This is a genomic window from Candidatus Puniceispirillum marinum IMCC1322, from assembly GCF_000024465.1.
Lineage (GTDB): Bacteria > Pseudomonadota > Alphaproteobacteria > Puniceispirillales > Puniceispirillaceae > Puniceispirillum > Puniceispirillum marinum.
The window spans coordinates 2,566,246-2,588,091 of record NC_014010.1; the positions used below are offsets into that span (position 1 = coordinate 2,566,246).

Here is a 21,846-nt window from a genome sequence, read left to right on the forward strand (position 1 = left end):
CTTCATGCGGGTGTCGTTATGACATGCCCTTTGTCGCGCTACTTCGCGTGCGTCTGATGTTGGGATGATGTGAACCAACCATAGGAGTGATTATGCAAACATCTCAAAATATCAATGTAACAACCATATCGGATCTGAATGATGCCGAGTCCGGAACGGCATTCTTTGACGCCACCACGGCCAACAAACCCAGTGGCGTAACGGACGCTGGAACGGTACATACCATTTATCAAGGCGACATTGGCTGGCAGATGCTGATCGTCAATGATGCCCCTCGTGAATTCTGGCAACGCACGCGTAAACCGGACGCACCGCATTGGCGCACTTGGCGCAAGTTTGTTGATTTCCGTACCATCAGGGATGCGATTGACGCGGCTATCTCGACGGCAGGTCATGTTGATGCCGATACGGTCAGAAGCCTGATCACCGAACATGGGGTCACCGAAGCGGATGCGCGTGATGCGGCCATAGCCAACGCGGTGTCATCGGCGGTCAGTGACATCCCGCAGGGTCTTGATCGCGCGGCGGTGGAAACCATTGTCGATAGCAAGCTGGATGATGAGCTGGATGACGAGCGCACAGCGCGTAATGACGCCATCAATACGGCGGTGAACGCGGCAACAACAGCTATCATTACGGGACGCCAAGGCGCGATTGATGCGTCGATTACCACCGAACGTGCGGCGATTGACCGTTCTGTTGACAGTAAAACAGGCATTATCGACGCCAAGGTAACAACGCTTGATGGCAAGCTTGAAAGCGAACGCAATGATCGCATGGCGGCGATTACGGCAGAGGCACGCAAGCGCGAAACGGCACTTAACGCTGAGCGCAGTACCCGCGAGGCCGCGATCACGGCTGAACGTGATGCCCGCCACTCAGCAATGCACGCCCAGCGCACCGAACTAAAGAACGCCATTGCCAATATCACGCCTGATTTTGATGCGCATATGGCCACCGTCATCCAGACCGAACGCAGTGAACGCACTGCGGCGATCCTAGCCGAGGCTGACAAGCGTAAGACGGCTATCGCGGCTGAGGCCGATTCACGCGATAATGCCATTCGTGCGCTTGATACAAAGGTTGCGGGTGATATCGCCGAAGTGCGCCGCGTGATCACTGGTGATATTGCAACGGCGGTGGCGGCCGAACGTGACGCCCGCAAGGCGGCAGACAGGGCTGTGACAACACAGATCGCCAATAGTAGCTTTCCATCCGGCACCAAGATGCTGTTCCGGCAGTCAACAGCGCCTACGGGCTGGACAAAGGATACAGCACATAATGACAAGGCTTTGCGTGTGGTTAGCGGCTCGGCTGGAAGCGGGGGAACAAATGGATTTATAAGCCGGTTTGGGCGAGGTCAGGTTCGTGTTGCTGGCACAATAAGTGGCCGCACAGCTGGCCATGCCATCACCGAGGCGCAGATGGCACGTCATACCCATTCAATTCCCACCGCAGATGCTGGGGGTACATCATCAACCAGTAGGGTTGGAGAGGCTAGGGAGGCTAGTTGGGGAAGCAGTGGGAGAGCATATATGACCCATACAGGCGGCAACCAACCGCATTCACATGGTGCGGGGTCACTTGAGGTGGCATCCAGTATTGCGCTGGACGTGGCCTATGTCGATGTGATTATCGCGACCAAGGATTAGGGGGTAGTCATGAAAATCGAACCGCAACCAAATTGTCCGCTCAATGCGTTTGAACCATGCAGAAAATTTGATTGTGCATGGTTCATGAAGGTGGCTGGCACGCACCCCAACACAGGTGCCGAAACCGAAGAATGGGGATGCGCGATGGCATGGTTGCCGGTTCTGCTGATCGAAAACGCCCAGCAATCGCGGCAGACCGGCGCGGCGGTGGAAAGTTTCCGCAATGAAGTGGTGAAAAACACCACCCGCGCGCTCCCCGATGCAGGTGCCAGTCTGCCGCGTCTATCCTAGCTAGCGAAGCCGAACAGCTATCTTTCAATGTTATGGGGTGTCTTAGACCGCACCCCATAAATGCGCCCAATCGAAATGGTTAATGGTTTTATGGTGTCATTAAACATCGGCTACAGTGAGTCAAGGAGCAGGCGAGATGAAAAACATTGTTTTTCGCGGTAAAAATTTCTTTTTGCCCTTTCGCCCTATCTTGAATAATTTTAATCATCGAATTGCAAAAGAGAATATAAAGAGTTTCCCGCAGATGGCCATTTTCTCATTTGACCATATTGGGCTATTGATAAATCTGGATGGAAGATACGAGCATGACGCATTAGATTTGATCAAAGACTATATTTTGACAAGCGGTTGTATTGATCCCACGTCCTGTGCGCTAGACATAGGTGCAAATATTGGTAATCACGCTCTTTTCTTTGCTGAATATTTTAAACATGTTTTCGCGTTTGAACCAAATCCGATCGCGCATAAATTACTTGAAATAAACGCTATTTCGCGAAATATCACCCCCCTGAATTATGGGCTGAGCAACAAGAATTGCAAGATGGCATTTCGGGTCAATGCATCAAATATCGGTGGTTCCAAAATACTGGAAAACAACAGTGATGTCAGCGATGGTAAGGTTATAGATGTTGACGTAAGACGCTTGGATGATCTCATTGAACTGGCAGACGTCAACATATCACTCATAAAAATCGATGTAGAGGGACACGAGCTATCCGTTCTCAAAGGGGCAAAAGGCATAATCGAAAGAGATGACCCTATTATTCTTTTTGAGCAAGGAATTGATGAAATCAGCGAAGGTTCATCCGCGGTAATCGACTTTGTGCGGTCACATGGCTATCGTTTGCTTGCCATTGAAAATAGATTTTACATTGGTGAAAAATTTTCTTTAAGGCTTCTATCCTTATTGCTCAAGACGGTATTCGGCTATCAGAAAATTTTGGTCGATAAGGCTTACTTTGAAAAAAAGCATTACGAAATGATTGTGGCGATTAAACAATAATAAACACAATCTATGAATATATGTTGGTATTGTTTTTATTTCTGGCTCGGCCACGCCAGAGTCAAATTCTGAAGTTATATCCTGAAAAATCTGTCAGATGGCCTATAAGCCGGGTTCTGTACCGTTTGCTTGCGCTGGCGGTGACGACTATTCATCTACGATGCCTGTTACCAGACATCTTTAGCAACCTACCCGGACAAGATGCAGGATCGCATCTGCCATTTGCATGGCGTTTGTCCCTATATGGTCTTGCTCCGGATGGGGTTTACCATGCCCGTTCTGTTACCAGACCGGCGGTGCGCTCTTACCGCACCTTTTCACCCTTACCCCATAAGGTATCACCTTGGAGGGCGGTTTGTTTTCTGCGGCACTTTCCCTGGGGTTACCCCCGCCGGGCGTTACCCGGCATCCTGATCCTGTGGAGCCCGGACTTTCCTCTCCTCTTTTACGAAAAAAAAGCAGCAGCCATCCAGCCATCTGACAGGCCGCCACTATAACGATGCCAAAGCATCCCCGTCAATATGACAGGGTGTTTTACAAGCTGGGTAAGCGGGATAATCCCCTAACCTCCATCCAGCTGTTCGGCTTTTTCCGCCGCCGCCAGCCAGGCCATTTCCTTGGCCTCTTTATCGGCACGCAGACTGGCAATCGCATCGGCGGTGCGGGTAAATCTATCGGGGTCTTTGGCAAACAGACCCGGATCACCAAGCACACTTTCCAGCTTTGTGATCGCGGCGTCCAGCGCCTCAATCTCACCAGGCAAAGTATCCAGCGCGTGCTTATCCTTAAAGCTCAGCCGGGGCGCGCGGCCATTATCTGATCCACGCGCTGATGCGCTGGTGGCTTTGGCCGCTTTGCTTTTACCTGCTTTTGATTTTGCCGTGCTTTTATCGCCGCGCGCTTCGGCACGCTCTATGGCGCGATTACGCCGTTCCAGATAATCCGAATAGCCGCCAGCATGCGCGACAATCCTGCCATCGCCTTCAAAAGCCAGCAGGCCAGTCACTGTCCGATCCAGAAAATCGCGGTCGTGGCTGACGATCAAAACGGTGCCGTCATAATCGGCGATCACTTCTTGCAATAATTCCAGCGTTTCCAGATCCAGATCATTGGTCGGCTCGTCAAGCACCAGAAAATTATGCGGACTTGCAAACAGCTTGGCCAGCAACAGGCGGTTTTGCTCACCGCCAGATAATGTCGCGACGCGCTGGGTCATTTTCACATCTTCAAACATGAAATCGCGCAGATAGCTGGTGATATGTTTTTGCTGTCCGGCGACCTCGATCATGTCACTGCCGCCTTCGCTCAGCACTGTCCATGGCGAGGCTTCTCGATCAAGCGCTTCGCGGCGCTGGTCGAAATAGGCATGATTGAGGCCAAACCCCTCGCGCACCCGCCCACTATCAGGCGCGCCAACGCCCAGCAGAATCCGCACCAATGTCGATTTGCCAATGCCGTTCGGCCCAACAATGCCAATGCGGTCACTGCGCCGGATCAGCAAATTGAAATGGCGCATCAAAATGCGGCGTCCATTTTCGTCCAGCGTTTGGGTTGATGACGTGCTGGCATTATCGGGGGCTGGCACGCTGGCGGTAATATCGATCGCTTCCAGCACCAGTTGCCCGCCACCTTCGGCAGGGCCAGTTTCCATTTTGACAGTTCGTGCGGTGATCCCGCCTGCCTTGGCACGCTCGGCACGCAGACTATGCAGTTCGCGCAACCGCCCCTGATTGCGTTTGCGGCGCGCGGAAATGCCTTCGCGCGACCATTTGGTTTCGCTGGTAATACGGCGATCCATTTTGTGCAAGGTCACCGCTTCTTCGGCCAGAATGCCTTCCGACCATTCGTCAAATTCGGAAAAATGCCCATCACGGCGGCGCAGCTTACCCTCATGCACCCAGACAATGCCGGTACCCAGATTACGCAAAAAGGCGCGGTCATGGCTGACCACCAGCAAGGCGCCCTTATGCTGGCGTAACATGCCTTCCATCCATTCGATGGTGGGCAGATCCATATGGTTTGTTGGCTCGTCCAGAAGCAAAATATCCGGCTCGGTATAAAGCGCCCGTGCCAAGGATACGCGCCGCGCTTCACCGCCAGACAAGCCGTCGGTCATGCGGGTGCCATCCAGCCCCATACGCATCAGAATCGCTTCGGCCTTATGTGCCTGTTTGTCACCGCTGGCCGTTTCCATCCCCGCGGTCACCACCGAAATCAGGCTCATGCCTGGCGGGATATGCGGGGCTTGCGGCAGATAGGCGATTTCGGCACCGGGCGCTGTCCACAGACTGCCTTCGTCCATTTCACCAGCGCCCGACATCAGCTTCATCAGGCTGGATTTACCGGCACCATTGCGCCCGACCAATGCCAGCCGATCACCTGCATGAAGCGACAGGTCTGCCCCACGCAAAAGCCAGCGGTCACCCAGATTGATTCCGGCATTCGCCAGCGTCAGAAGCGGCGGTAACATCTAGCTGATTCCGCGCTGGCGGCAGATGGCATCATAGGCGGCATTGATCGCGGCCAGCCGTTCATTGGCGGCGTTGATAAATTCTTCGGGCATGCCATCGGCCATCAATTTATCCGGATGATGCGACCGCACCAGCTTCTTCCACTGCGTTTTCAGATCGGCATCGGATATGTCCTTGGTAACAGCCAGCACCTCATAGGCTGACGGGCCATCGCCTTGATGAATAGCGGCAAAGCGGGCAAAATCATCGGCGCTAAAGCCAAAAATATGCGCGACTTCGGCTAGATATTCCTTTTCTGGCTGGGTGATCGCACCATCTGAACGGGCGATATAGAACAACAAATCCAGCAACTGTTCCAGCACCGGTGTACGCGGCGCGAACAGGCGTGCCACCTGATGCGCATAATCCTGAAACCCGTCAGGTGTTTTACGCGCCAGATCCCAGAATTTGCCAACCTGTTTGACTTCGGAAGCGGGGATATGAACGCGGTTACGAAAAGCACCGATTTCATCGCGCGTGACCATGCCATCGGCTTTTGCCATTTTGGCCGATAGGGCAATCACCGCTACTGTAAAGGCCACCTGTTTGGTCGCGTCACTATCGGGTTGCGGGGTCAGCCGTTTTTCAACCGCGTGACCTGCAGCAGCCCCAAGTAATGCGCCGATCGGACCGCCCATAGCAAATCCGGCTGTACCGCCGATGATGATACCCCAGATGCTCATGCAGATTATCTAGCTGGTCTGATATGTGATTGGCAAGGGAATTGGCATCAATTCAGCTATAGATAATGTCAATTAAGCTTTCGCCTTGATCAAGATGTGGATTACTATATGCCCTTATTATTATCGATTCTGGAAAGTTTCTGTTTATGACCAATCCTGTTGATCCCGCATCCCACCTTCAAAAGGCAGATATCAGCCTTGATCTGACGGGCCTTAAATGTCCGCTTCCCGTGCTCAAAGCACGACGACAGGTCGGTATGATGGCCGCGGGTACAGTGCTTGAAATAAAGGCCGATGATCCGGCAGCGCCATTGGATTTTGACCATTTTTGTGAAACCAGTGGGCATCGACTGATTGCCAGCGAAACGATCGCAGGCGTGTTTCATATCACGATCGAGGTTGGGGACTAGCCCAGCAGATTGAGATGAAAGGCAGTGGCCATCGCCCCATCGGGTGCCCCGTCATACAGCCCAAGCTCATTACATTTAATAAAGAAGCCGGGGGCAGGCAGGCCGCCGCGTGCGCGTGAAATAACCCAGGCGGCGCGTAACGGCATCGATTGCGCATGGTCACTTTCCATTGTGGCTTCCAGCCAGACGGATAATTTGTTGATCCGGTGCGGGGCAGGGATCGTCGCCGCGTCGGCCAGTTCGGCATAGGTGATCAATGTCCGGTTCTGCATCGCTACCGCCAACGCCATTTCGGCACGAATTTGCCATTCATTATCGTCTTTGGTCATATGTCCAAAATACCTGCTTTGCCAAACTACCTGCCGTGATGGTGATTTTCGGCATTGATGTTATGGCGCAATATAACTAGCTTGTCGCCATGGTTTATCTCAGATCATTTTTGTTTAACAGCCTGTTTTACCTGATGACAACTCTGATTGTTGTGCTGTTACTGCCGCTTCTGCTTTTGCCCAGACAGGTGGTGTGGTGCGTCGCGCGTTTCTGGGGTTGGACAACGTCTAAAATGCTGTATATCTGCGGCATTGATCATGACATCATCGGTGATATGCATCTTGATGAAACTGTTATCTATGCCGCAAAACACCAATCGGCATGGGAAACCATCGTTCTATATGCCACCTTAAAAGCGCCGATTACGGTGATGAAACGTGAATTACTGTTTCTGCCTTTTATAGGCTTTTTCTTTTTGCGCGCTGGATGTATTGCGGTGAACCGTTCAGGTGGCATGAAAGCATTACGCGAATTACGGGCGGCGGCATTGCGGATCCGTGATAATCCGCGGTCAATATTGATTTTCCCGCAAGGCACAAGGGTTATGCCGCGCACCCCGCATGATTACCAGATTGGTATATTTACGCTTTATGACACAACGGGTTTTACCGTTATACCTATCGCGCTTGACTCAGGCCGTGTTTGGCCGCGCAACAGCTGGTTGAAATTCCCCGGACGGGTACAAGTCCGCTTTCTCGAGCCCATTAAGCCGGGCTTGACCCGCAAGCAATTCATGTCCACCCTTGAAACCAGAATTGAGAGCGAAGTGGCTATTCTCGAAGCAAATGAGGTGGCATGATGGATGGTGGTCAGGGACGCCCAAGCGGGCAGACAAATGTGCTTGGCGGTAATCTTGCCAGCTGTTCGCATGATCCGGTTACTGGCTTTTTCCGTGATGGTTGCTGTAATACGGGGCCATCCGATCAGGGCTTGCATACAGTTTGCGCGGTAATGACAGATGCTTTTTTGGCCTATAGTAAAGAAGCCGGTAATGATTTATCGACGCCGATGCCTGATTATGGTTTCCCCGGGTTGAAAGCTGGTGATCAATGGTGTTTGTGTGCTGCCCGCTGGGAACAGGCACGCGCGGCAGGCTGTGCGCCAAAAGTCCGGCTTGCGGCGACCAATCAGGTGACATTGGCAGTTTGCACATTAGAAGATCTTAAAGCGCATGCCATCGACCTGAATTAGGTGCTGTGGTATATACTGAACTTTAAGATGCCATAGATAGGTGATAGGAACCATGCTTGCACTTGATCAGAAAGTAACTCTGTCCTGCACCGAAACGGGTCAGGATGCAGCCGGCACAATTGTTCGTATTCAGGGTAGCCGGGTTGATGTGGCGCTGAGTCAGGGCGGCGGTAATCTGCTGGTGTCCTTGCATATGCAAAAAGCGGGCCTCTATGTTGGAAGTCAAAGCGGTCTTGAATTCGTAATGCGCATCTGATTAAGGCATGCGCCTTATCACCTTATATAAAGCCCTTGAATGAGGTGTGTCATGTCAGATCAAAACCAGTCTGATAAAAATCAGTCTGATGAGATAAAACAAAATCCTGACCGAAGCTTGTGGATCATGAGTGCTGTTTTGGTGCTGGTTGCGGTTGCCATCCTGCCATTTGCGGCACGCCATTCATCGGTGGTGCGGTCAATTGCATCAATGTGCGGGTTTGATCTGGGCTAATCGTGATCTTTGTTATTTGTCCGGCTTCTGGGTTTACGTGGTGTCCTGGTTTTCACCTTGGGCGGCAAACTACCAGTAAAAAACACCGCCAGATCAACATAGCGCTGTAAATCTTTATCCTCAGAAATCCCATCATGTGTGACCATCATCCAGCCCTTCATAGGTCGGCCTGTCAGGTCAAACGGGCGAACATGCGGTTCATTCATCAGCGCGTTTGCGGCTTCAACGCCAACCCGAATGACAAGCATGTCATTCCAGATCGCGACACAGATATTACCATTCATCAGATAGCCAAAGCCACCGAACATATAGGTAACTTCCATCTCGAACATATCGCCGACAAGTTCGGTCAGGCGTTCGGCAAGCCCTTTGTCATGCATCTGTTTTCCTTTGCTATGATGGTGTCACTGATTGCGCGCTCAGCATAACAAAATTAATCATCATATTTATGATCAAACATCTGGACAAACCAGCCCGTACAGACTTAGTCTCATAAGTGGGGGAGAATATTATGATAATCCTAGATGGTGGCTTGGGCCGTCAGCTAGCCGCTGTAGGTGCGCCTTTCAGGCAACCCGAATGGTCTGCGCTAGCGTTAATGGAAGCGCCGCAATATGTCCGCGATGTGCATGACTCATTCATTGCCGCCGGTGCGGATGTTATCACGACGAATTCTTATGCCATTGTACCTTTTCACATTGGTCAGGATCGGTTTGATGAGCTGGCTCCACAACTACTAACCTTGTCCGGCACATTGGCACAGGCGGCGGCCGAAGCTGCGGATCGTCAGGTCAAGGTGGCGGCCAGCATTCCGCCAATGTTTGGCTCATACGAACCTGATAAATTTGATCCACAGACGGGACAACAGATGATGCAGCTGTTCCAGCGTCATCTGGCACCAAGCGCAGATATCTTTCTGGCCGAAACATTGGGATCGGTGATCGAAGCTAAGATATTCCTTGAATCCTTTGTCGATTGTGCTGCCGACCTTTGGCTTTCAGTTACGTTGGAGGATGTTAAACCGGTGCCTGGTGCCCCGCGCTTGCGATCGGGCGAACCGTTATCGGCATTGCTTGATGTGATTGCATCAAAGCGGCTTGATGGTTTGCTATTTAACTGTTCGCAGCCCGAAGTCATGCATGATGCCGTCACATGCGTGTCAGAATTTCGTGCCCGACAGCCGTCGCGGCCAGCGGGGATGGGCTTGCAGATTGGTGTTTATGCCAATGCCTTTCCGTTGATGAATGATGATTACGAACATGCAAATTCAACCTTGCATCAAATTCGTCATGACATCACGCCGCAGAATTATGCCAAATATGCGGTGCAATGGGCCGCGGCTGGTGCCGATATTATTGGCGGCTGTTGTGGTATTTCGCCTGAACATATTGAGATTCTGGCCGCGGCACTCAAGAATAACCAAGCTGCCCAGCTATCGTCATCCACATTTGCACGCCAAGCCTAGCGCCTAGGAAGCCATGACAAAATTGCCATGCAATCCTGGGGGCAGACCATAAGGTAATGTCACCACGGCCTGTGGGCCAGCGGCCAGATCATAGGCATCCAGCACTGCCAGCTTGGTTTGACTTTGTTGCACGTCAAGGTGAAGCCCGATTAGCCATCCCTGCGTAACACCGTTTATCACCGGACGGTCTTGATCAGCTACAAAGATATGCTCTTCAAGCATGCAATCAGCACCATAATCATAGCGATCCACCTTGCCGGTTTCGAGGTTGACACCAAGCGCATAGCGGAACAACCCGGTTTCCATATCCAACCCGATAGACCAGCCATGCTGGCTTCGGTGACTGTTTGATGAAGGTGCCATGTGCGGAAATTCATTAGACATATTATGGATGCGCTCAATTTTACCATCATATATATTGGGCGACAGTGTTACGCGACTATGCTGTGGCCGCGTCGGTGATTGGCTATGATCCTTTTCATCATTATTCAGGTATAAATTAAAAACAATATCGGCATTTTTATAGTGATATAGATCCAGTTCAATCGTGCCATCGACGGTTTCGAACGCACCACCTATATGGAAATGAAAGGCGTTGGGAAGCTGATGCCGACGCACAACCGATAGATCATTTTTATTGATAACCAGAATCTCCACAGGCCGGTTTTCATGCCATTCATGCGCATTCAGAAAGCTTGCATTATTCTTTGCCTTATCCAATTCCCATGTCAGTGGCGGTAGCATAAGAATGATTGATTTTTCAGTGATCGCAAAATCATGAATCATGCTGGTATTTGGCATATCCAACAGCTTGTATTTATGTAATTTGCCCTGGGGGTTGATGTGATACAGAATCATTTCCTGACTCCATTGCACTTGTCCGAAATTCCACAGACTGCCATCGTCGTCAATACGTGGGTGTGCTGAAAACGGTGCCATAGCAAGATCATCATGCCAGACAAGTTTTGTCATGCTGTCCAGATTGTCTGGATCAACTTGCCATGCTGATCCAGCTTCCCACAACGCCATCAGACGATTGCCGTGATGCACAATATTCGTATTGGCGGTATTGGTTTCATCGGCTGATCGTGCTGGCGGTGAACCTGCCCATTTATGGCTGAAAGTCTCGACAAAATAATCACCAGCCTTGCTTTCGGCATTGTATTTTTCGGTATGTACAAACTGACCTTGATGCTGCACGGTCTGACCATCAAAGCGAAACGCTTGGATAAAGCCGTCACCATCAAAACTATGTGGATAAGTCCGCTTAAATCCCTGCCTTAAAGCGGGTCCATTTTTGTAATAGGTGCCACGTAAATTGTTTGGTAGCTTTCCTTCAATTTTTGGGGTTTGTGTTGCCAACTGGTCGGGCAGGCGGATGTGTAAGGCTTTTTCACGTTGTGATAATCCTGCAAATGCTGATGAAAGACCATAATGCGATGTGGCAAAGGCAAAGCTGGCAGCACCAGCTAGTGTCAGCGCATCACGTCTTGAAAAGTCGTTTGCCTCAAAATTGTATTTAGCTGTCATGATATATCTCCTAAGGCGCATATTGAGTGCGGCTTAAAGTTAGTAAATCTTGATCGTGTGCCGGTTCCTCATGGTGTCTTTTTTGATAATGAATGCGGCATCAGTGAATTCAGGGGGGCCAAACAGGCCACGCGCATCATTGGAAAAGCCATAGGGTTCGGTTGGCGCACCAATCAAATTCATATCTAGTTTCTGATTGTTGTTGATATCCAGAAACGCACTCACTGCGTAGGCGCCAGATGGAATATCCTTAATGGTAAACTTGGCCTTGCTATGGGGTATCATAGCCATTTTTTTATTGTAAATAGCTTTGCCACGGGGGAAACTGTTAGCCTCACTGGCTGGCTGGACTGAAATAAAAGCAACGCCGCTACTATTATTTTCGTTGATGACATGGATGGTAAGATCGGCGGCAGATGCATAGTGGGTTGCCAGCGCTACCATTGTGCTGGCGAGAAAAATCCGTATCAATAATCTTGTTCTAAAACGTAAATGCTGTTCCATATATTTCCCCATAGTTTGTGACCATTTAGAATGTGGGTCATGTTTGGTTGCGATAAATGAATGGTAAGCACGCATTGTGGATGAATGAATGTTGGTTTCGTAAAGCGTGTCCTTTCTTTCGTGATTTACACAAAAACGCATTTCACGTGTCGTGAAACGCAGGGAACTTGTAATGTGGCTAAATTACATAGATATTTTAGAGTAGAAGATATCGTCGGGTCGGTTATGTTCGCCGCCATCCTGGCTGTTTCGCAGGCCTTTGGCGTTGGCAAGAATTTTCATTTCGTTGCGTCTTTTGCGATATGGGTCGTTGTGATATTTCCTGTTTGGATGCTTGTCGCATTACCCATTCGTTGGGTTCTGCAAGCGACCCAGCAATCCTATCTGGTAGGTTTGATGCTGGCTATATCGACCGCACTTTTGGCGTCGATACCTCAAACGCTATATATTCAATTTTGTATTGGATTAACGCTCAATCAAACGATTGCTTTTGAAACTACATTTATTCAGGTTTTAACTGTCTCGTTATCGATCACAATTTTAGTATATGTGCTAACGGGCAGTGCAGTGCGCATCGCGAGCTTAGATGAAGCCAACAGAAACAAAGCATCAGACCTGTCAGAAAATAACTCAAGCGCGAAACTTTTGACGGATCAATTGCCGCCTGAAATAGGTATAAACATTACTTCAATACATGCTGAGGATCATTATCTTCGCGTTGTTACCGACAAGGGTGAGGCGCTTATATTAATGCGATTACGCGATGCAATCGCAGCGATGAGTAAGGATGCTGGTATGCAGACGCATCGCTCACATTGGGTTTCTGACGCGTCTAACCCCGAATTGGTCCGGCAAAATGGAAAACCGGCTCTGATGTTAGATGATGGGCGCACGGTTCCAGTCAGCCGTCATTATTTGCGCGCGGTTCGTGCGTCTTTATCAGCAAGGAAGCCATGACAAAATTGCCATGACCCTTGAATGTGCGGACACTCTTCCCACTTCATATGAATACAAATATAAAATAGCAGATGGCTGGCGCGCCAGCCATCTTGATCAAGGGGTTTAAAATGAAACGTGCACAAGATTATCTTGCCGAAGCCAACGCAGTTGTTCCAAAAATCACACCCGAAGACGGTATCGCCAAACATGAAGCGGGCAATAGCTTGTTTATTGATGTGCGGGCCAGTACGGCAATTGATGACAGCGGCACGATCGCGGGCGCTGTTCGGATTGACCGTGGCTTTATCGAATTTGCTGCTGATGATTCGACACCGTACCATAATCCGGCTCTGACCAAAGATGCCGATATCATCTTGGTTTGCGCTGCCGGTGGCCAGGCCGCGCTGGCAGGCAAAACATTAAAAGATATGGGTTATGAAAATGTTGCCAATGTTGGCGGCATTGGGGATTGGATTGCTGCTGGCGGTAAAACCGAAGCTTAACCACAGGTGAGGTGGCTATGAATATTAAGACAAACGCCGAAGGGCAGATTTTTCACACCCTGCTTATGCGGGTCTTTATGGCTGGTGCATTGGCTATTCTGATAGCATCTGCAAGCACAATGAGCTTTGCGGCAGGCAGTGACTCAGGATCGTCAGATTCGAGTGGCTACAGCACCGCAGGCACCAATAATAGCAAGGAATTACGTGAAGCTATTAAGCTTATAAACCGTAATCTGTTCGAAGCCGCATTGGTGCCGCTTGCCCTTGAAACAATGCAGAATCCGAAAAACGCTGATGCGTGGAATTACACGGGCTTTGCTTTGCGCAAAAGTGGCCGCTATGACGAGTCAATGGCCGCCTATGACAAGGCGTTGGCGCTTGACCCTGAACATGAAGGCGCGCTGGAATATCAAGGCGAGCTTTTCCTGACGTTAAAACAACCTGACAAGGCCAAGGAAAATCTTGCCAAGCTGAAACAGCAATGTTCGTTTAACTGCAAGGAACGCGACGATCTGATGCGGGCAATCAACGCCTATAACGCCGCGAATAAATAAATCTGGACAAAATAAAGGGGGATAAATCCCCCTTTACGTGATTGGCTATCGAAATAACCTGTATTCAAATTGTTAAGTTAACCGCGACGCGAGAGGCTGCTCTCACATCCAGAATACCCAACCAGGTTATTTGATAGATTCCGAATATCACTAGACATTAGATCACCTCCTTTTCATGTTGTTACTGTTATCAAATACCCTAGCGGGTAAATTCAGGCTTGTCACTAACCGCATGATCCTGTCTGCGTAAAACTATTGGTCGCAGGTCAACTGCCCAGAAACGATTTTGACATATCCATAATCATGGTCATTTTGTCAGCCAGAAAATGGCTGATATCTTGACTTGCACTAACCGCATGTTTAAACCCCGCATCGCTGATGGCCACGACATTATCGGTAAAGCTTGTCCATAATTCCACGAGTGATATATCATCCATCTTTGATCCTTCAATTTACTTTTGCCAAATGGTCACCTTGTGGCAGTCGAGAGTGTCATTATATAAGCGTTAATGAATTTAATGTTGAGAGATCAGAATGTTTGAACCTGCGTCACATATAGCCTTTGTAGCACCATCCAAATCGGTATCTATCTGGGCTATTATTCTGCTGTTTGTAACATTTGTAACGGAGCCTCTGATGCCTGCACATGCCAAGAACGCCCATGATATTTCGTTCGAAAATATCGAAGGGGGCACGCTTGACCTTGCCGAATTTCGCGGCAAGGTGATTTTGCTTGTCAACACAGCGTCACAATGTGGTTTCACACCGCAATATGAAGCTTTGCAAGCTATGTGGGATAATTATCGTGACCGCGGTCTGGTGGTGATTGGCGTGCCAAGCAATGATTTTGGTGGTCAGGAACCAGGCGCCAATTCCCAGATCAAGCAATTCTGCACGATCAATTATGGCATTGATTTTCCAATGACTGAAAAGGTTGCGGTCACCGGATCGGATATACATCCCTATTATCAATGGGTGCTTGAAGCTGGTGGACGTTTGGCGATGCCACGCTGGAACTTTTACAAACATCTGATCGATCAAGAGGGTAATTTTGTCACCTGGTTTGCCGCGACCACCGCGCCGGATGCCCGGAAAATCCGGCAGGCTATTGAAAAGCTTCTACCCAATTAGATAACAGCATCTATCACCTGATGTGCGCATATAGGCAGGGTTTTAGCTTTCCTCTTCATAAATGCACGTTCTACAATGAAAACGAAAACTATTGATAAATCTGGAGCCTGTCATGTCGCTGATCCTTCATCATTACCCGCAATCACCTGTTGCGCATAAGACGCGCATGGCATTGGGCATTGCGGGCGCAACATGGCAAAGCGTTGAAATTCCGCGCATTCCACCAAAGCCTTTGCTGATGCCGCTTACCGCTGGCTATCGCCGGACGCCGGTTTTACAGATTGGCGCGGATATCTATTGTGACAGCCAGAATATAGTCCGGGCTCTTGAAGAATATGGCTGTCCTAACAGCCTGTTTCCCGATGGGGTTACGGGACGCTCGATGATGATGGCATCATGGGCTGAAAACACATTATTTGATCTGGCGGTGCGGGTGGTCATTACCAATGCACTGGATTCGGCACCAGCCGACTTTATCGCTGATCGTGGTGCGCTTTATTTTGAAAAAGACTGGTCGCCAGAAACCTTGCGCGCAGATATGCCCGGCGTCTTATTGCGTTTACAGGCAGGGCTGGCCTGGGCTGAATTTCAGCTTGTCGCCAGTGATGGTGTGTTTCTGAATGGTGACACGCCATCTTATGCCGATGCGTCAATTGGCTATATTGCTTGGTTTTTGCGCGGGCGCTGGCAAGGCGGGCCAGGATTCCTTGGTCCATTTGAACAGGTCTGTAAACTCGAATCTGCCCTGGCCGATATTGGGGAAGGTAACAGCAGCGACCTATCGGGCGAAGACGCACTGGCCATTGCCAAAGCGGCAAATCCGGTGTCGCCAACGGGGGTTTCGGTGCCCTTTACCGCTGGTATCAAAGAAGGGCATATGGTTGCCATTCAGCCGCATGGCACGAATGCGGATCCACAGGTCACAGGCAGTTTGCGCTATCTTGATGCCACACGGGTATCGATCGATCATGATACGCCAGAAACAGGTCCGGTGGCAGTGCATTTCCCGATCGCTGGATATGATATACGTCCGCTTTAGTGATAGAGTTATAATTTGGCAGTTTGGTATGGTGATGCAATAATTGCATCGCCATACGGCGTAACCAGCACTTCTGTTATGCGCTAATTTTGCGCATAACAGCTTTGCAAGGAGCGCACCTCCCTCCAATCCGGTTACTCTCCAGTTTCCACGCGCTCCTTGCCGAATCTCCGTTAACTTCCCCTGGCTGCTATGCAGACCAGGGTTTTTTTTATCTTATCCCCATCACACTCTTGACCTTGCTGGGTGATCGTTACACAACAGGTCACCTAGTCGCGAGGATATCTATGAAAATTACCATTAAGGACTCACCATTACATGGACTTGGCGTTTTTGCTGTAGAAGATATCGCTGCTGGCAGCACGATTGAACGATGCTTTTATCTTGTGATTGATGACGATGATCTGCAAAGCACCAACCGGTTGAATGATTATCTATTTACCAGTCCGGATGACCCGAATGACTATCTATGCGTTATGGGATGCGGGATGGTTTATAATCATGGCAATCCTGCCAATGCTGAATGGCAGATAGATGATGACGATAATCGCTTTGTCCGCTTTTCGGCACTTTGTGACATAAAGGCAAGTACTGAAATCCTGCATGATTACGGCGCCGACTATTGGACCACGCGCGCCGAAACCTAATGCTGTGTCACACATGATAAATCGCTAAACCAAGGCTTTGAAATCTGCATGTTATGGGATAAAGATTATGTATGTTGATATGGAGGATCGCGTGATGACAGGTCATATTTTTGATACATATAAGCAAAATTTTGAACGTGACGGTTTTGTCATGATGAAAGATGCGCTCACTGCGCAACAGGTGCAGGATATGAATGCACAATTGCGTTTATGGGTCGATGAATCGCGCAATCATGACAAAGCCTATGGGCAGATTGCTGATGGCCGCCCGCGTTTTGATGTTGAACCGTCAAGCCATAGCCATGACACACCTGCATTGCGCCGGATTTCGGCGCCTATCGAAGTGTCTGATATCTATCTTGATGTGATGCGTAATAACGCTGCGCTTGACCTGACAGCGCATATTTATTCACCAAACATAAAACTACATGCCACCAAGATTAATCTGAAACTGCCTGGTTCAGGCACTGCGGTGAAATATCATCAGGACTTTCCTTTTGAACCGCATTCAAATGATGATGTGATGACAGTGCTGTTTTTTCTTGATGATGTAACCTTGGAAAATGGCCCACTTGAAGTGGTATCGGGCAGCCATAAAGGCCCACTTCACTCACTGTGGCAGGATGGCGTATTTACCGGCGCGGTTGATGCCGATATCGAGGCCGATGTGCGGGCAAATGCGCTCAAATGCACAGGCAAGGCTGGTGATGCCTGTCTGATGCATTCGCGGCTGTTACATGGATCACTGCCAAACATGACCGATGCACCACGCTGTCTATATATTGTGACTTACGTTGCCGAAGATGCCATTGCGCTGGATCGTAACCCGATTCCCCATAAATATGATGGCGAGATTGTACGGGGGCACTATACAGGACGCGTGCGCAGTACGTCGTTCGAGATGGAAATGCCCGAATATCCGAAAGAGGCATCATTCTTTGGTCAGCAATCAAAAGTTGAGTCATAGCCTAGCCAGACGCTCCGGACTTGTGCCCAACGGCCACATCTAAGTTCTTTTGGCCAGCCATTCTTCGGTTGAACAGGTGGGATGCGGGCGCAATAGATCGATCGGGGGGGACGTCCGGTCGATAACCAGCTCGATTTCACCGTCGGTTTCGTCTTCATCGGGTTGCTGTGCATAGCGGCGGTTATTAGGCCGCCCCATATTGTCCCGTATGTTCATAGAATTGATCCGCATAACAGAAACATGAACGACGCACATCGACGGTATTTTAGGTCATGGATGGCGGTTTATATGTAAAACGGCATGACCGCCTGTACTGATGAACGCGCGCGCATCATCGCGTCATGCTGTTTCAGTTTTGGAAAATGATCCAGCTCTACACCATCGCCTCCAAACCAGCGAATGATAAGCGCCAGATAGGGGTCACATAGTGAATATTGGTCGCCCAGAACATAGGGTCCAATGAAATAGTGATCCTCAATCATCTGGGCATAGAGGGTCATGTTTTCAGCGACCTTTGCGCTCATGCTGGCTTGCGCCGCTTCATCATCTGCCCAGCGATAGCCACGATGGCGGTGGGCATGGGCAACATGCACCGTCGAGGCGATAAACATATTAAACGCCTGCGCCTGTGCCAACAGAAACGGATCGGTTGGTGCTAACTGCTTGTCTGGATTTAACTGGGCGATATATAGCAGAATCGCCGGGTTTTCGGTCAGAATCCCCTGCGGGGTAACCAATGCGGGGACGCGTCCCTTGGGGTTCACCGCCAAAAAGGCTGGCTTGTTCTGTTCGTCTGTTTCAAAGTCAACTGGCATGGCCGTAAATTCTGCACCGGCATCATACAGCAATATATGCGGGGCATAGGCACAGGACATCTTTGAATAATATAGTGTAAGCATGATCATGATATCCTTGTTGGCTTGGGTCTATCTAATGATAGTTTGACTATCAGGGCAAGTGAAACAACCATCCACATGGCCTTTAAATCATCCGCCGCGGTGCTCAATTTTATGGCTGATATATGACCAGAACCGGCCGCTGATGTGCTATGTCTTGTTAATGTCTAGGCACATAATTTTAGGAGAAATAAAGTGGCTGAATCAGTTTTAATAGTGGGTGCGGGACAAGGTCTGAGCGCGTCTTTGGCGCGGCTATGCACTCAAGAGGGCATGTCAGTTGCGCTGGCAGCCCGCAATATGGACAAGCTCGGTGATCTAGCGGTTGAAACCAATGCCAGCTTGCATAAATGCGATGCTGCCGACAGTGACGATGTTGCTAAATTATTCACCCAATTGGATGCGACGATCGGGACACCTGATCTGGTGATATATAACCCGTCAGCCCGCCTACGTGGAGGGATTGCAGACCTGGATCCTTCGGCCACTTTAGACGCGCTTAAAATCACCTGTTTTGGCGCCTTTTTGGTAGCGCAACAGGCGGCCAAGCGCATGCAGGCGCGTGGCAGTGGCAGTATCTTCTTTACGGGTGCTTCGGCGGGTGTCAAAGCCTTTCCATATTCGTCGGTTTTTGCGATGGGTAAATTTGGCCTTCGTGCTCTTGCGCAGTCACTGGCGCGCGAACTGCATCCACAGAATATACATATCGGTCATTTCATTATCGATGGCAGCATCCAATCATCCGCCACTATAGATGATCCTGATCATACCAGACTTGACCCTGATGAAATTGCCCGCACCTATATCGAATTTCACCGGCAACACCGGTCTGTCTGGGCATGGGAAATCGAATTGCGGCCGTGGGTGGAGACCTTCTAGATTATCCTCATCTTCCAACATGAATAAAGAATATTTCATACCGCATTCGGATCGATTGTGATCGCCGCGTCATATATATATATATATATATTATCTAATGAATGTATCGTTATTTGGAGTTTGTGATGAAAGCTTTACTTTTTGGATCGATTGGCGTCATCGCAGAAACCTCTGAGTTACAGCGTCAGGCCTATAATATGGCCTTTGCCGAGCATGGTCTTGATTGGTATTGGAATGTTGCAAATTATTGTCGGCTTCTAAATGAGCCGGGAGGCGTAAAACGTTTGACCTCTTATGCTAGCGGCAAAGTTTCGCCAGATTTAATCCATAGCATTCACCAAGCGAAAGAAAGCTTTTTTGAAACCTTGCTCAAGCAAGGTATCGCGCCGCGTGAAGGTGTCGTTGAATGTCTTGAACATTGTGCCAGACAGAATATTAAAGTTGGCTTTATCACAACGACGTCGCAACGGAATATCGATAATCTGGCAAAGGCATTGTCGCGTCACATTGACTTTGGCTGTTTTGATCTCATCACAACCAAGCAGGATGTGGTTGAAGAAAAGCCAAATGGTGCTGTTTACCAGCTGGCGGTTACAAAATTAGGCGTTGCGCCCGAAGACACCATAGCCATCGAGGATACCGAGCCTAATCAGGAAGCCGCGCTGCAAGAACAAATCCTTTGTTACCTATATGCAGGTGAATATGCAACTACGCGCCATAACATCAACGCCGTGAAAAACTTGGATATTATCAGCAGTCAAATATCCTAAAGAACAGGCGTGAGCGCCCCTCTGATACATTGTGGATGGCGTCACTAGGCTAAGCACCCTAGTCATTACAACAGGCTCAAAACCCATGGCGTCGTGTCGCGGGAACCAGATTGTTTGCTGTCAAACGTCTGCAAATCAGCTCATCCAAACGCCCGGTGTCATGATCAGAATGAAAATGATAGGTGCGTTATTTACTATATGCAGGTTATGTAATTATGTGGTTTAGTCGAAGTCCGTTATAGGGCAACTGGCGGATAGTGTGCTGACAGACACATGCTAGGCCATGTCTGGTTTTGATGAAATGGAAACACAATGTTAACCTGGTTACGCACCATGCCGGCATCAAAACGTGGTGCTGTGCTTCTTGTTTCGGGGATCTCTATTTTCGGATTCTCCGACAATTTGACATTGCTGGTTTCGGATCAGGTTGGTGTTGGCCAGTTTCATTTTAGCCGGTCATTATTCGCGGTTTTAATGGTGACATTGCTTGGCAGAATTTTTGGGCTTTCCATCATGCCACGTCATTGGAAGCCTATGCTGGCCAGAACCGGTTTCATGGTGACATCGATTCTGCTTTATTTCAGCGTCATGCCGATGATGCCGATTGCCGAAGCGGGGGCAGGTCTCTTTACATCACCCATTTTTGTTCTGCTATTTTCAATGATTCTGTTTAAAGAGCGCATTGGGTGGCGTCGGATAGTGGCCGTTCTGATTGGTACAATTGGGGTCCTTTTGGTTTTGCAGCCAGGCAGGGATGGCTTTGCCATTTATCATATGCTGCCGATCATCGCGGGGGCGTCCTATGCGATGGGGTCAATCATCACCTACCGGTATCTTCAAGACGAAAGTTCACTTGCCATTTTGATGAGTTTTATCGTCAGCATCGGATTATGTGGTGCCCTTGGTACATCTGCCTTAACACTTTTTCCGGTATCGCCCGATTTGCTGGATCAAGCGCCTTTCCTGTTTCGAGGCTGGCACGCTGTCGATGGTGTGTTTTGGTTATGGATGGTTATCATTGCGGCGGGTGCCTGCGCGGCTTTATCCTTGATGACGCGCGCCTATCAACTGACCAAAACGAGCTATGCCGCGATCTATGAATATGCCTATCTGATTTCAGTTGGTTTGTTTGGCTGGCTGTTTTGGGGGGTCATGCCCAACATCATAAGTATTATTGGCATTGCCCTTATCATAAGCGCTGGTGTCATTATTGTGCTTGCACAACAAAATATGGATGACGCATAGACAATCACGAATAGCTATCAATTCAGCTTTTCATAAACCTCAGTGATTGAGAATAATATATTGCCTGTAGTTCCATCATCATGGTTTGCGCGATATACATATCTACAAAACTGTTGAACCTAAACCATTCTGGAGGGTGCAAGCAGCCGACAATCGACCTGCTCAATAAGCCCAGTCATTAAAACCCTTTTGGTGTGAGGTGACAGGGTCAGGCGCG

Annotated in this window: 28 protein-coding genes and 1 other RNA gene; 19 read left to right on the forward strand and 10 right to left on the reverse strand. The window is 49.4% G+C overall.

Annotation, left to right across the window (positions count from 1 at the left end):
• Positions 1-92 precede the first annotated feature (92 nt).
• From SAR116_RS13385 to SAR116_RS13390, 3 genes are all read left to right on the forward strand, one after another.
• Entirely contained in the window at positions 93-1,652 is a 1,560-nt protein-coding gene (locus tag SAR116_RS13385) for a hypothetical protein (RefSeq protein WP_013047214.1), read from the forward strand.
• A gap of 9 nt (positions 1,653-1,661) precedes the next feature.
• Positions 1,662-1,943, forward strand: coding sequence for a hypothetical protein (locus SAR116_RS12005; RefSeq protein WP_013047215.1), 282 nt, complete (start codon positions 1,662-1,664; stop codon positions 1,941-1,943).
• A gap of 136 nt (positions 1,944-2,079) precedes the next feature.
• Positions 2,080-2,946 (forward strand): FkbM family methyltransferase, encoded by an 867-nt coding sequence (locus SAR116_RS13390; RefSeq protein ID WP_013047216.1) that lies wholly within the window; start codon positions 2,080-2,082, stop codon positions 2,944-2,946.
• Positions 2,947-3,035: 89 nt separating this feature from the next.
• Here the strand turns inward: SAR116_RS13390 and rnpB are convergent.
• From rnpB to SAR116_RS12020, 3 genes are all read right to left on the reverse strand, one after another.
• Positions 3,036-3,427, reverse strand: an RNA gene (gene rnpB / locus SAR116_RS13415) — RNase P RNA component class A.
• Between the two features lie 81 nt (positions 3,428-3,508).
• Positions 3,509-5,416 (reverse strand): ABC-F family ATP-binding cassette domain-containing protein, encoded by a 1,908-nt coding sequence (locus SAR116_RS12015; RefSeq protein WP_013047217.1) that lies wholly within the window; start codon positions 5,414-5,416, stop codon positions 3,509-3,511.
• Entirely contained in the window at positions 5,417-6,139 is a 723-nt protein-coding gene (locus SAR116_RS12020) for a TerB family tellurite resistance protein (protein WP_013047218.1), read from the reverse strand.
• A 146-nt stretch (positions 6,140-6,285) separates the two neighbouring features.
• Between SAR116_RS12020 and SAR116_RS12025 the strand changes: the two genes are divergently transcribed.
• A complete protein-coding gene (locus SAR116_RS12025) occupies positions 6,286-6,549 on the forward strand; it encodes a sulfurtransferase TusA family protein (RefSeq protein WP_013047219.1) in 264 nt (87 codons plus the stop codon).
• Here SAR116_RS12025 and SAR116_RS12030 read toward each other — a convergent pair.
• Complete coding sequence (locus SAR116_RS12030; RefSeq protein ID WP_013047220.1) at positions 6,546-6,878, reverse strand: hypothetical protein; 333 nt, start codon at positions 6,876-6,878, stop codon at positions 6,546-6,548. The genes SAR116_RS12025 and SAR116_RS12030 overlap by 4 nt on opposite strands.
• 134 nt (positions 6,879-7,012) lie before the next feature.
• On the opposite strand from SAR116_RS12030, the gene SAR116_RS12035 reads away from it, so the two are divergent.
• The 4 genes from SAR116_RS12035 to SAR116_RS12050 are packed head-to-tail and all read left to right on the forward strand — an operon-like array spanning position 7,013 to position 8,560.
• Positions 7,013-7,678, forward strand: a complete 666-nt coding sequence (locus SAR116_RS12035; protein ID WP_190275449.1) for a lysophospholipid acyltransferase family protein — start codon at positions 7,013-7,015, stop codon at positions 7,676-7,678.
• Positions 7,678-8,070, forward strand: coding sequence for a DUF2237 family protein (locus SAR116_RS12040; RefSeq protein WP_013047222.1), 393 nt, complete (start codon positions 7,678-7,680; stop codon positions 8,068-8,070). The genes SAR116_RS12035 and SAR116_RS12040 overlap by 1 nt, the downstream gene beginning before the upstream one ends.
• Before the next feature lie 52 nt (positions 8,071-8,122).
• Positions 8,123-8,326 (forward strand): hypothetical protein, encoded by a 204-nt coding sequence (locus SAR116_RS12045; RefSeq protein ID WP_013047223.1) that lies wholly within the window; start codon positions 8,123-8,125, stop codon positions 8,324-8,326.
• A gap of 51 nt (positions 8,327-8,377) precedes the next feature.
• Positions 8,378-8,560 carry a disulfide bond formation protein DsbB gene (locus tag SAR116_RS12050; protein ID WP_013047224.1) on the forward strand — a complete coding sequence of 61 codons (183 nt, stop codon included), beginning with the start codon at positions 8,378-8,380 and terminating at the stop codon, positions 8,558-8,560.
• Here the strand turns inward: SAR116_RS12050 and SAR116_RS12055 are convergent.
• Entirely contained in the window at positions 8,557-8,940 is a 384-nt protein-coding gene (locus tag SAR116_RS12055) for a TfoX/Sxy family protein (RefSeq protein ID WP_013047225.1), read from the reverse strand. The two genes, SAR116_RS12050 and SAR116_RS12055, sit on opposite strands and share 4 nt — an antisense overlap.
• A 131-nt stretch (positions 8,941-9,071) precedes the next feature.
• Here SAR116_RS12055 and SAR116_RS12060 point away from each other — a divergent pair, with 131 nt between their 5' ends.
• The gene (locus SAR116_RS12060; protein ID WP_013047226.1) at positions 9,072-10,025 is read left to right on the forward strand and encodes a homocysteine S-methyltransferase family protein; all 954 of its coding nucleotides are present in this window, start codon (positions 9,072-9,074) and stop codon (positions 10,023-10,025) included.
• Between the two features lie 3 nt (positions 10,026-10,028).
• On the opposite strand, the gene SAR116_RS12065 is transcribed toward SAR116_RS12060, so the two are convergent.
• Positions 10,029-11,555, reverse strand: a complete 1,527-nt coding sequence (locus SAR116_RS12065; RefSeq protein WP_013047227.1) for a carotenoid oxygenase family protein — start codon at positions 11,553-11,555, stop codon at positions 10,029-10,031.
• A gap of 39 nt (positions 11,556-11,594) precedes the next feature.
• A complete protein-coding gene (locus tag SAR116_RS12070) occupies positions 11,595-12,059 on the reverse strand; it encodes a DUF2141 domain-containing protein (RefSeq protein WP_013047228.1) in 465 nt (154 codons plus the stop codon).
• Between the two features lie 174 nt (positions 12,060-12,233).
• Between SAR116_RS12070 and SAR116_RS13395 the strand changes: the two genes are divergently transcribed.
• The 3 genes from SAR116_RS13395 (at position 12,234) to SAR116_RS12085 (ending at position 14,055) form a co-directional block, all read left to right on the forward strand.
• The gene (locus tag SAR116_RS13395) at positions 12,234-13,016 is read left to right on the forward strand and encodes a LytTR family DNA-binding domain-containing protein (RefSeq protein ID WP_190275450.1); all 783 of its coding nucleotides are present in this window, start codon (positions 12,234-12,236) and stop codon (positions 13,014-13,016) included.
• A 110-nt stretch (positions 13,017-13,126) separates the two neighbouring features.
• On the forward strand, positions 13,127-13,501 hold the full coding sequence (locus SAR116_RS12080) for a rhodanese-like domain-containing protein (RefSeq protein ID WP_013047230.1): 375 nt from the start codon (positions 13,127-13,129) through the stop codon (positions 13,499-13,501).
• A gap of 17 nt (positions 13,502-13,518) precedes the next feature.
• Positions 13,519-14,055, forward strand: a complete 537-nt coding sequence (locus tag SAR116_RS12085) for a tetratricopeptide repeat protein (RefSeq protein WP_013047231.1) — start codon at positions 13,519-13,521, stop codon at positions 14,053-14,055.
• 266 nt (positions 14,056-14,321) lie between these two features.
• Here the strand turns inward: SAR116_RS12085 and SAR116_RS13765 are convergent, their stop codons facing one another.
• Positions 14,322-14,492 (reverse strand): hypothetical protein, encoded by a 171-nt coding sequence (locus tag SAR116_RS13765; RefSeq protein ID WP_013047232.1) that lies wholly within the window; start codon positions 14,490-14,492, stop codon positions 14,322-14,324.
• A gap of 97 nt (positions 14,493-14,589) precedes the next feature.
• On the opposite strand from SAR116_RS13765, the gene SAR116_RS12090 reads away from it, so the two are divergent.
• The 4 genes from SAR116_RS12090 to SAR116_RS12105 all read left to right on the forward strand — a co-directional run bounded on the left by SAR116_RS12090 (position 14,590) and on the right by SAR116_RS12105 (position 17,839).
• Positions 14,590-15,186, forward strand: a complete 597-nt coding sequence (locus SAR116_RS12090) for a glutathione peroxidase (protein ID WP_013047233.1) — start codon at positions 14,590-14,592, stop codon at positions 15,184-15,186.
• A gap of 112 nt (positions 15,187-15,298) precedes the next feature.
• Positions 15,299-16,225: a glutathione S-transferase family protein gene (locus SAR116_RS12095; protein ID WP_013047234.1), complete on the forward strand. Its 927-nt coding sequence runs from the start codon at positions 15,299-15,301 to the stop codon at positions 16,223-16,225.
• A 287-nt stretch (positions 16,226-16,512) separates the two neighbouring features.
• On the forward strand, positions 16,513-16,872 hold the full coding sequence (locus tag SAR116_RS12100; RefSeq protein ID WP_013047235.1) for an SET domain-containing protein-lysine N-methyltransferase: 360 nt from the start codon (positions 16,513-16,515) through the stop codon (positions 16,870-16,872).
• 67 nt (positions 16,873-16,939) lie between these two features.
• Complete coding sequence (locus SAR116_RS12105; RefSeq protein ID WP_013047236.1) at positions 16,940-17,839, forward strand: phytanoyl-CoA dioxygenase family protein; 900 nt, start codon at positions 16,940-16,942, stop codon at positions 17,837-17,839.
• Between the two features lie 39 nt (positions 17,840-17,878).
• Here SAR116_RS12105 and SAR116_RS13770 read toward each other — a convergent pair whose 3' ends face one another.
• Together SAR116_RS13770 and SAR116_RS12110 are read right to left on the reverse strand one after the other, a co-directional pair.
• A complete protein-coding gene (locus tag SAR116_RS13770; protein ID WP_190275451.1) occupies positions 17,879-18,055 on the reverse strand; it encodes a hypothetical protein in 177 nt (58 codons plus the stop codon).
• 68 nt (positions 18,056-18,123) lie between these two features.
• Positions 18,124-18,738 carry a glutathione S-transferase family protein gene (locus SAR116_RS12110; RefSeq protein WP_041861508.1) on the reverse strand — a complete coding sequence of 205 codons (615 nt, stop codon included), beginning with the start codon at positions 18,736-18,738 and terminating at the stop codon, positions 18,124-18,126.
• Between the two features lie 192 nt (positions 18,739-18,930).
• Here SAR116_RS12110 and SAR116_RS12115 point away from each other — a divergent pair, with 192 nt between their 5' ends.
• The 3 genes from SAR116_RS12115 (at position 18,931) to SAR116_RS12125 (ending at position 21,629) form a co-directional block, all read left to right on the forward strand.
• A complete protein-coding gene (locus SAR116_RS12115; RefSeq protein ID WP_013047239.1) occupies positions 18,931-19,614 on the forward strand; it encodes an SDR family NAD(P)-dependent oxidoreductase in 684 nt (227 codons plus the stop codon).
• Positions 19,615-19,739: 125 nt separating this feature from the next.
• A complete protein-coding gene (locus tag SAR116_RS12120) occupies positions 19,740-20,384 on the forward strand; it encodes an HAD-IA family hydrolase (protein WP_013047240.1) in 645 nt (214 codons plus the stop codon).
• Positions 20,385-20,696: 312 nt separating this feature from the next.
• Complete coding sequence (locus SAR116_RS12125; RefSeq protein ID WP_013047241.1) at positions 20,697-21,629, forward strand: DMT family transporter; 933 nt, start codon at positions 20,697-20,699, stop codon at positions 21,627-21,629.
• Positions 21,630-21,846: the final 217 nt, after the last annotated feature.

What these genes read in the sequence shown, in the direction of transcription:
- SAR116_RS13770 (WP_190275451.1), bottom strand. Translation starts at nt 18,055, where the DNA reads ATGAACATACGGGACAATATGGGGCGGCCTAATAACCGCCGCTATGCA.
- SAR116_RS13765 (WP_013047232.1), bottom strand. Translation starts at nt 14,492, where the DNA reads ATGGATGATATATCACTCGTGGAATTATGGACAAGCTTTACCGATAAT.
- SAR116_RS12020 (WP_013047218.1), bottom strand. Translation starts at nt 6,139, where the DNA reads ATGAGCATCTGGGGTATCATCATCGGCGGTACAGCCGGATTTGCTATG.
- SAR116_RS13385 (WP_013047214.1), top strand. Translation starts at nt 93, where the DNA reads ATGCAAACATCTCAAAATATCAATGTAACAACCATATCGGATCTGAAT.
- SAR116_RS12055 (WP_013047225.1), bottom strand. Translation starts at nt 8,940, where the DNA reads ATGCATGACAAAGGGCTTGCCGAACGCCTGACCGAACTTGTCGGCGAT.
- SAR116_RS12070 (WP_013047228.1), bottom strand. Translation starts at nt 12,059, where the DNA reads ATGGAACAGCATTTACGTTTTAGAACAAGATTATTGATACGGATTTTT.
- SAR116_RS12110 (WP_041861508.1), bottom strand. Translation starts at nt 18,738, where the DNA reads ATGCTTACACTATATTATTCAAAGATGTCCTGTGCCTATGCCCCGCAT.
- SAR116_RS12030 (WP_013047220.1), bottom strand. Translation starts at nt 6,878, where the DNA reads ATGACCAAAGACGATAATGAATGGCAAATTCGTGCCGAAATGGCGTTG.
- SAR116_RS12050 (WP_013047224.1), top strand. Translation starts at nt 8,378, where the DNA reads ATGTCAGATCAAAACCAGTCTGATAAAAATCAGTCTGATGAGATAAAA.
- SAR116_RS12125 (WP_013047241.1), top strand. Translation starts at nt 20,697, where the DNA reads ATGTTAACCTGGTTACGCACCATGCCGGCATCAAAACGTGGTGCTGTG.
- SAR116_RS12090 (WP_013047233.1), top strand. Translation starts at nt 14,590, where the DNA reads ATGTTTGAACCTGCGTCACATATAGCCTTTGTAGCACCATCCAAATCG.
- SAR116_RS12045 (WP_013047223.1), top strand. Translation starts at nt 8,123, where the DNA reads ATGCTTGCACTTGATCAGAAAGTAACTCTGTCCTGCACCGAAACGGGT.
- SAR116_RS12040 (WP_013047222.1), top strand. Translation starts at nt 7,678, where the DNA reads ATGGATGGTGGTCAGGGACGCCCAAGCGGGCAGACAAATGTGCTTGGC.
- SAR116_RS12005 (WP_013047215.1), top strand. Translation starts at nt 1,662, where the DNA reads ATGAAAATCGAACCGCAACCAAATTGTCCGCTCAATGCGTTTGAACCA.
- SAR116_RS12100 (WP_013047235.1), top strand. Translation starts at nt 16,513, where the DNA reads ATGAAAATTACCATTAAGGACTCACCATTACATGGACTTGGCGTTTTT.
- SAR116_RS12015 (WP_013047217.1), bottom strand. Translation starts at nt 5,416, where the DNA reads ATGTTACCGCCGCTTCTGACGCTGGCGAATGCCGGAATCAATCTGGGT.
- SAR116_RS12025 (WP_013047219.1), top strand. Translation starts at nt 6,286, where the DNA reads ATGACCAATCCTGTTGATCCCGCATCCCACCTTCAAAAGGCAGATATC.
- SAR116_RS12095 (WP_013047234.1), top strand. Translation starts at nt 15,299, where the DNA reads ATGTCGCTGATCCTTCATCATTACCCGCAATCACCTGTTGCGCATAAG.
- SAR116_RS12060 (WP_013047226.1), top strand. Translation starts at nt 9,072, where the DNA reads ATGATAATCCTAGATGGTGGCTTGGGCCGTCAGCTAGCCGCTGTAGGT.
- SAR116_RS12120 (WP_013047240.1), top strand. Translation starts at nt 19,740, where the DNA reads ATGAAAGCTTTACTTTTTGGATCGATTGGCGTCATCGCAGAAACCTCT.
- SAR116_RS13390 (WP_013047216.1), top strand. Translation starts at nt 2,080, where the DNA reads ATGAAAAACATTGTTTTTCGCGGTAAAAATTTCTTTTTGCCCTTTCGC.
- SAR116_RS12085 (WP_013047231.1), top strand. Translation starts at nt 13,519, where the DNA reads ATGAATATTAAGACAAACGCCGAAGGGCAGATTTTTCACACCCTGCTT.
- SAR116_RS12065 (WP_013047227.1), bottom strand. Translation starts at nt 11,555, where the DNA reads ATGACAGCTAAATACAATTTTGAGGCAAACGACTTTTCAAGACGTGAT.
- SAR116_RS12035 (WP_190275449.1), top strand. Translation starts at nt 7,013, where the DNA reads ATGACAACTCTGATTGTTGTGCTGTTACTGCCGCTTCTGCTTTTGCCC.
- SAR116_RS12080 (WP_013047230.1), top strand. Translation starts at nt 13,127, where the DNA reads ATGAAACGTGCACAAGATTATCTTGCCGAAGCCAACGCAGTTGTTCCA.
- SAR116_RS12105 (WP_013047236.1), top strand. Translation starts at nt 16,940, where the DNA reads ATGTATGTTGATATGGAGGATCGCGTGATGACAGGTCATATTTTTGAT.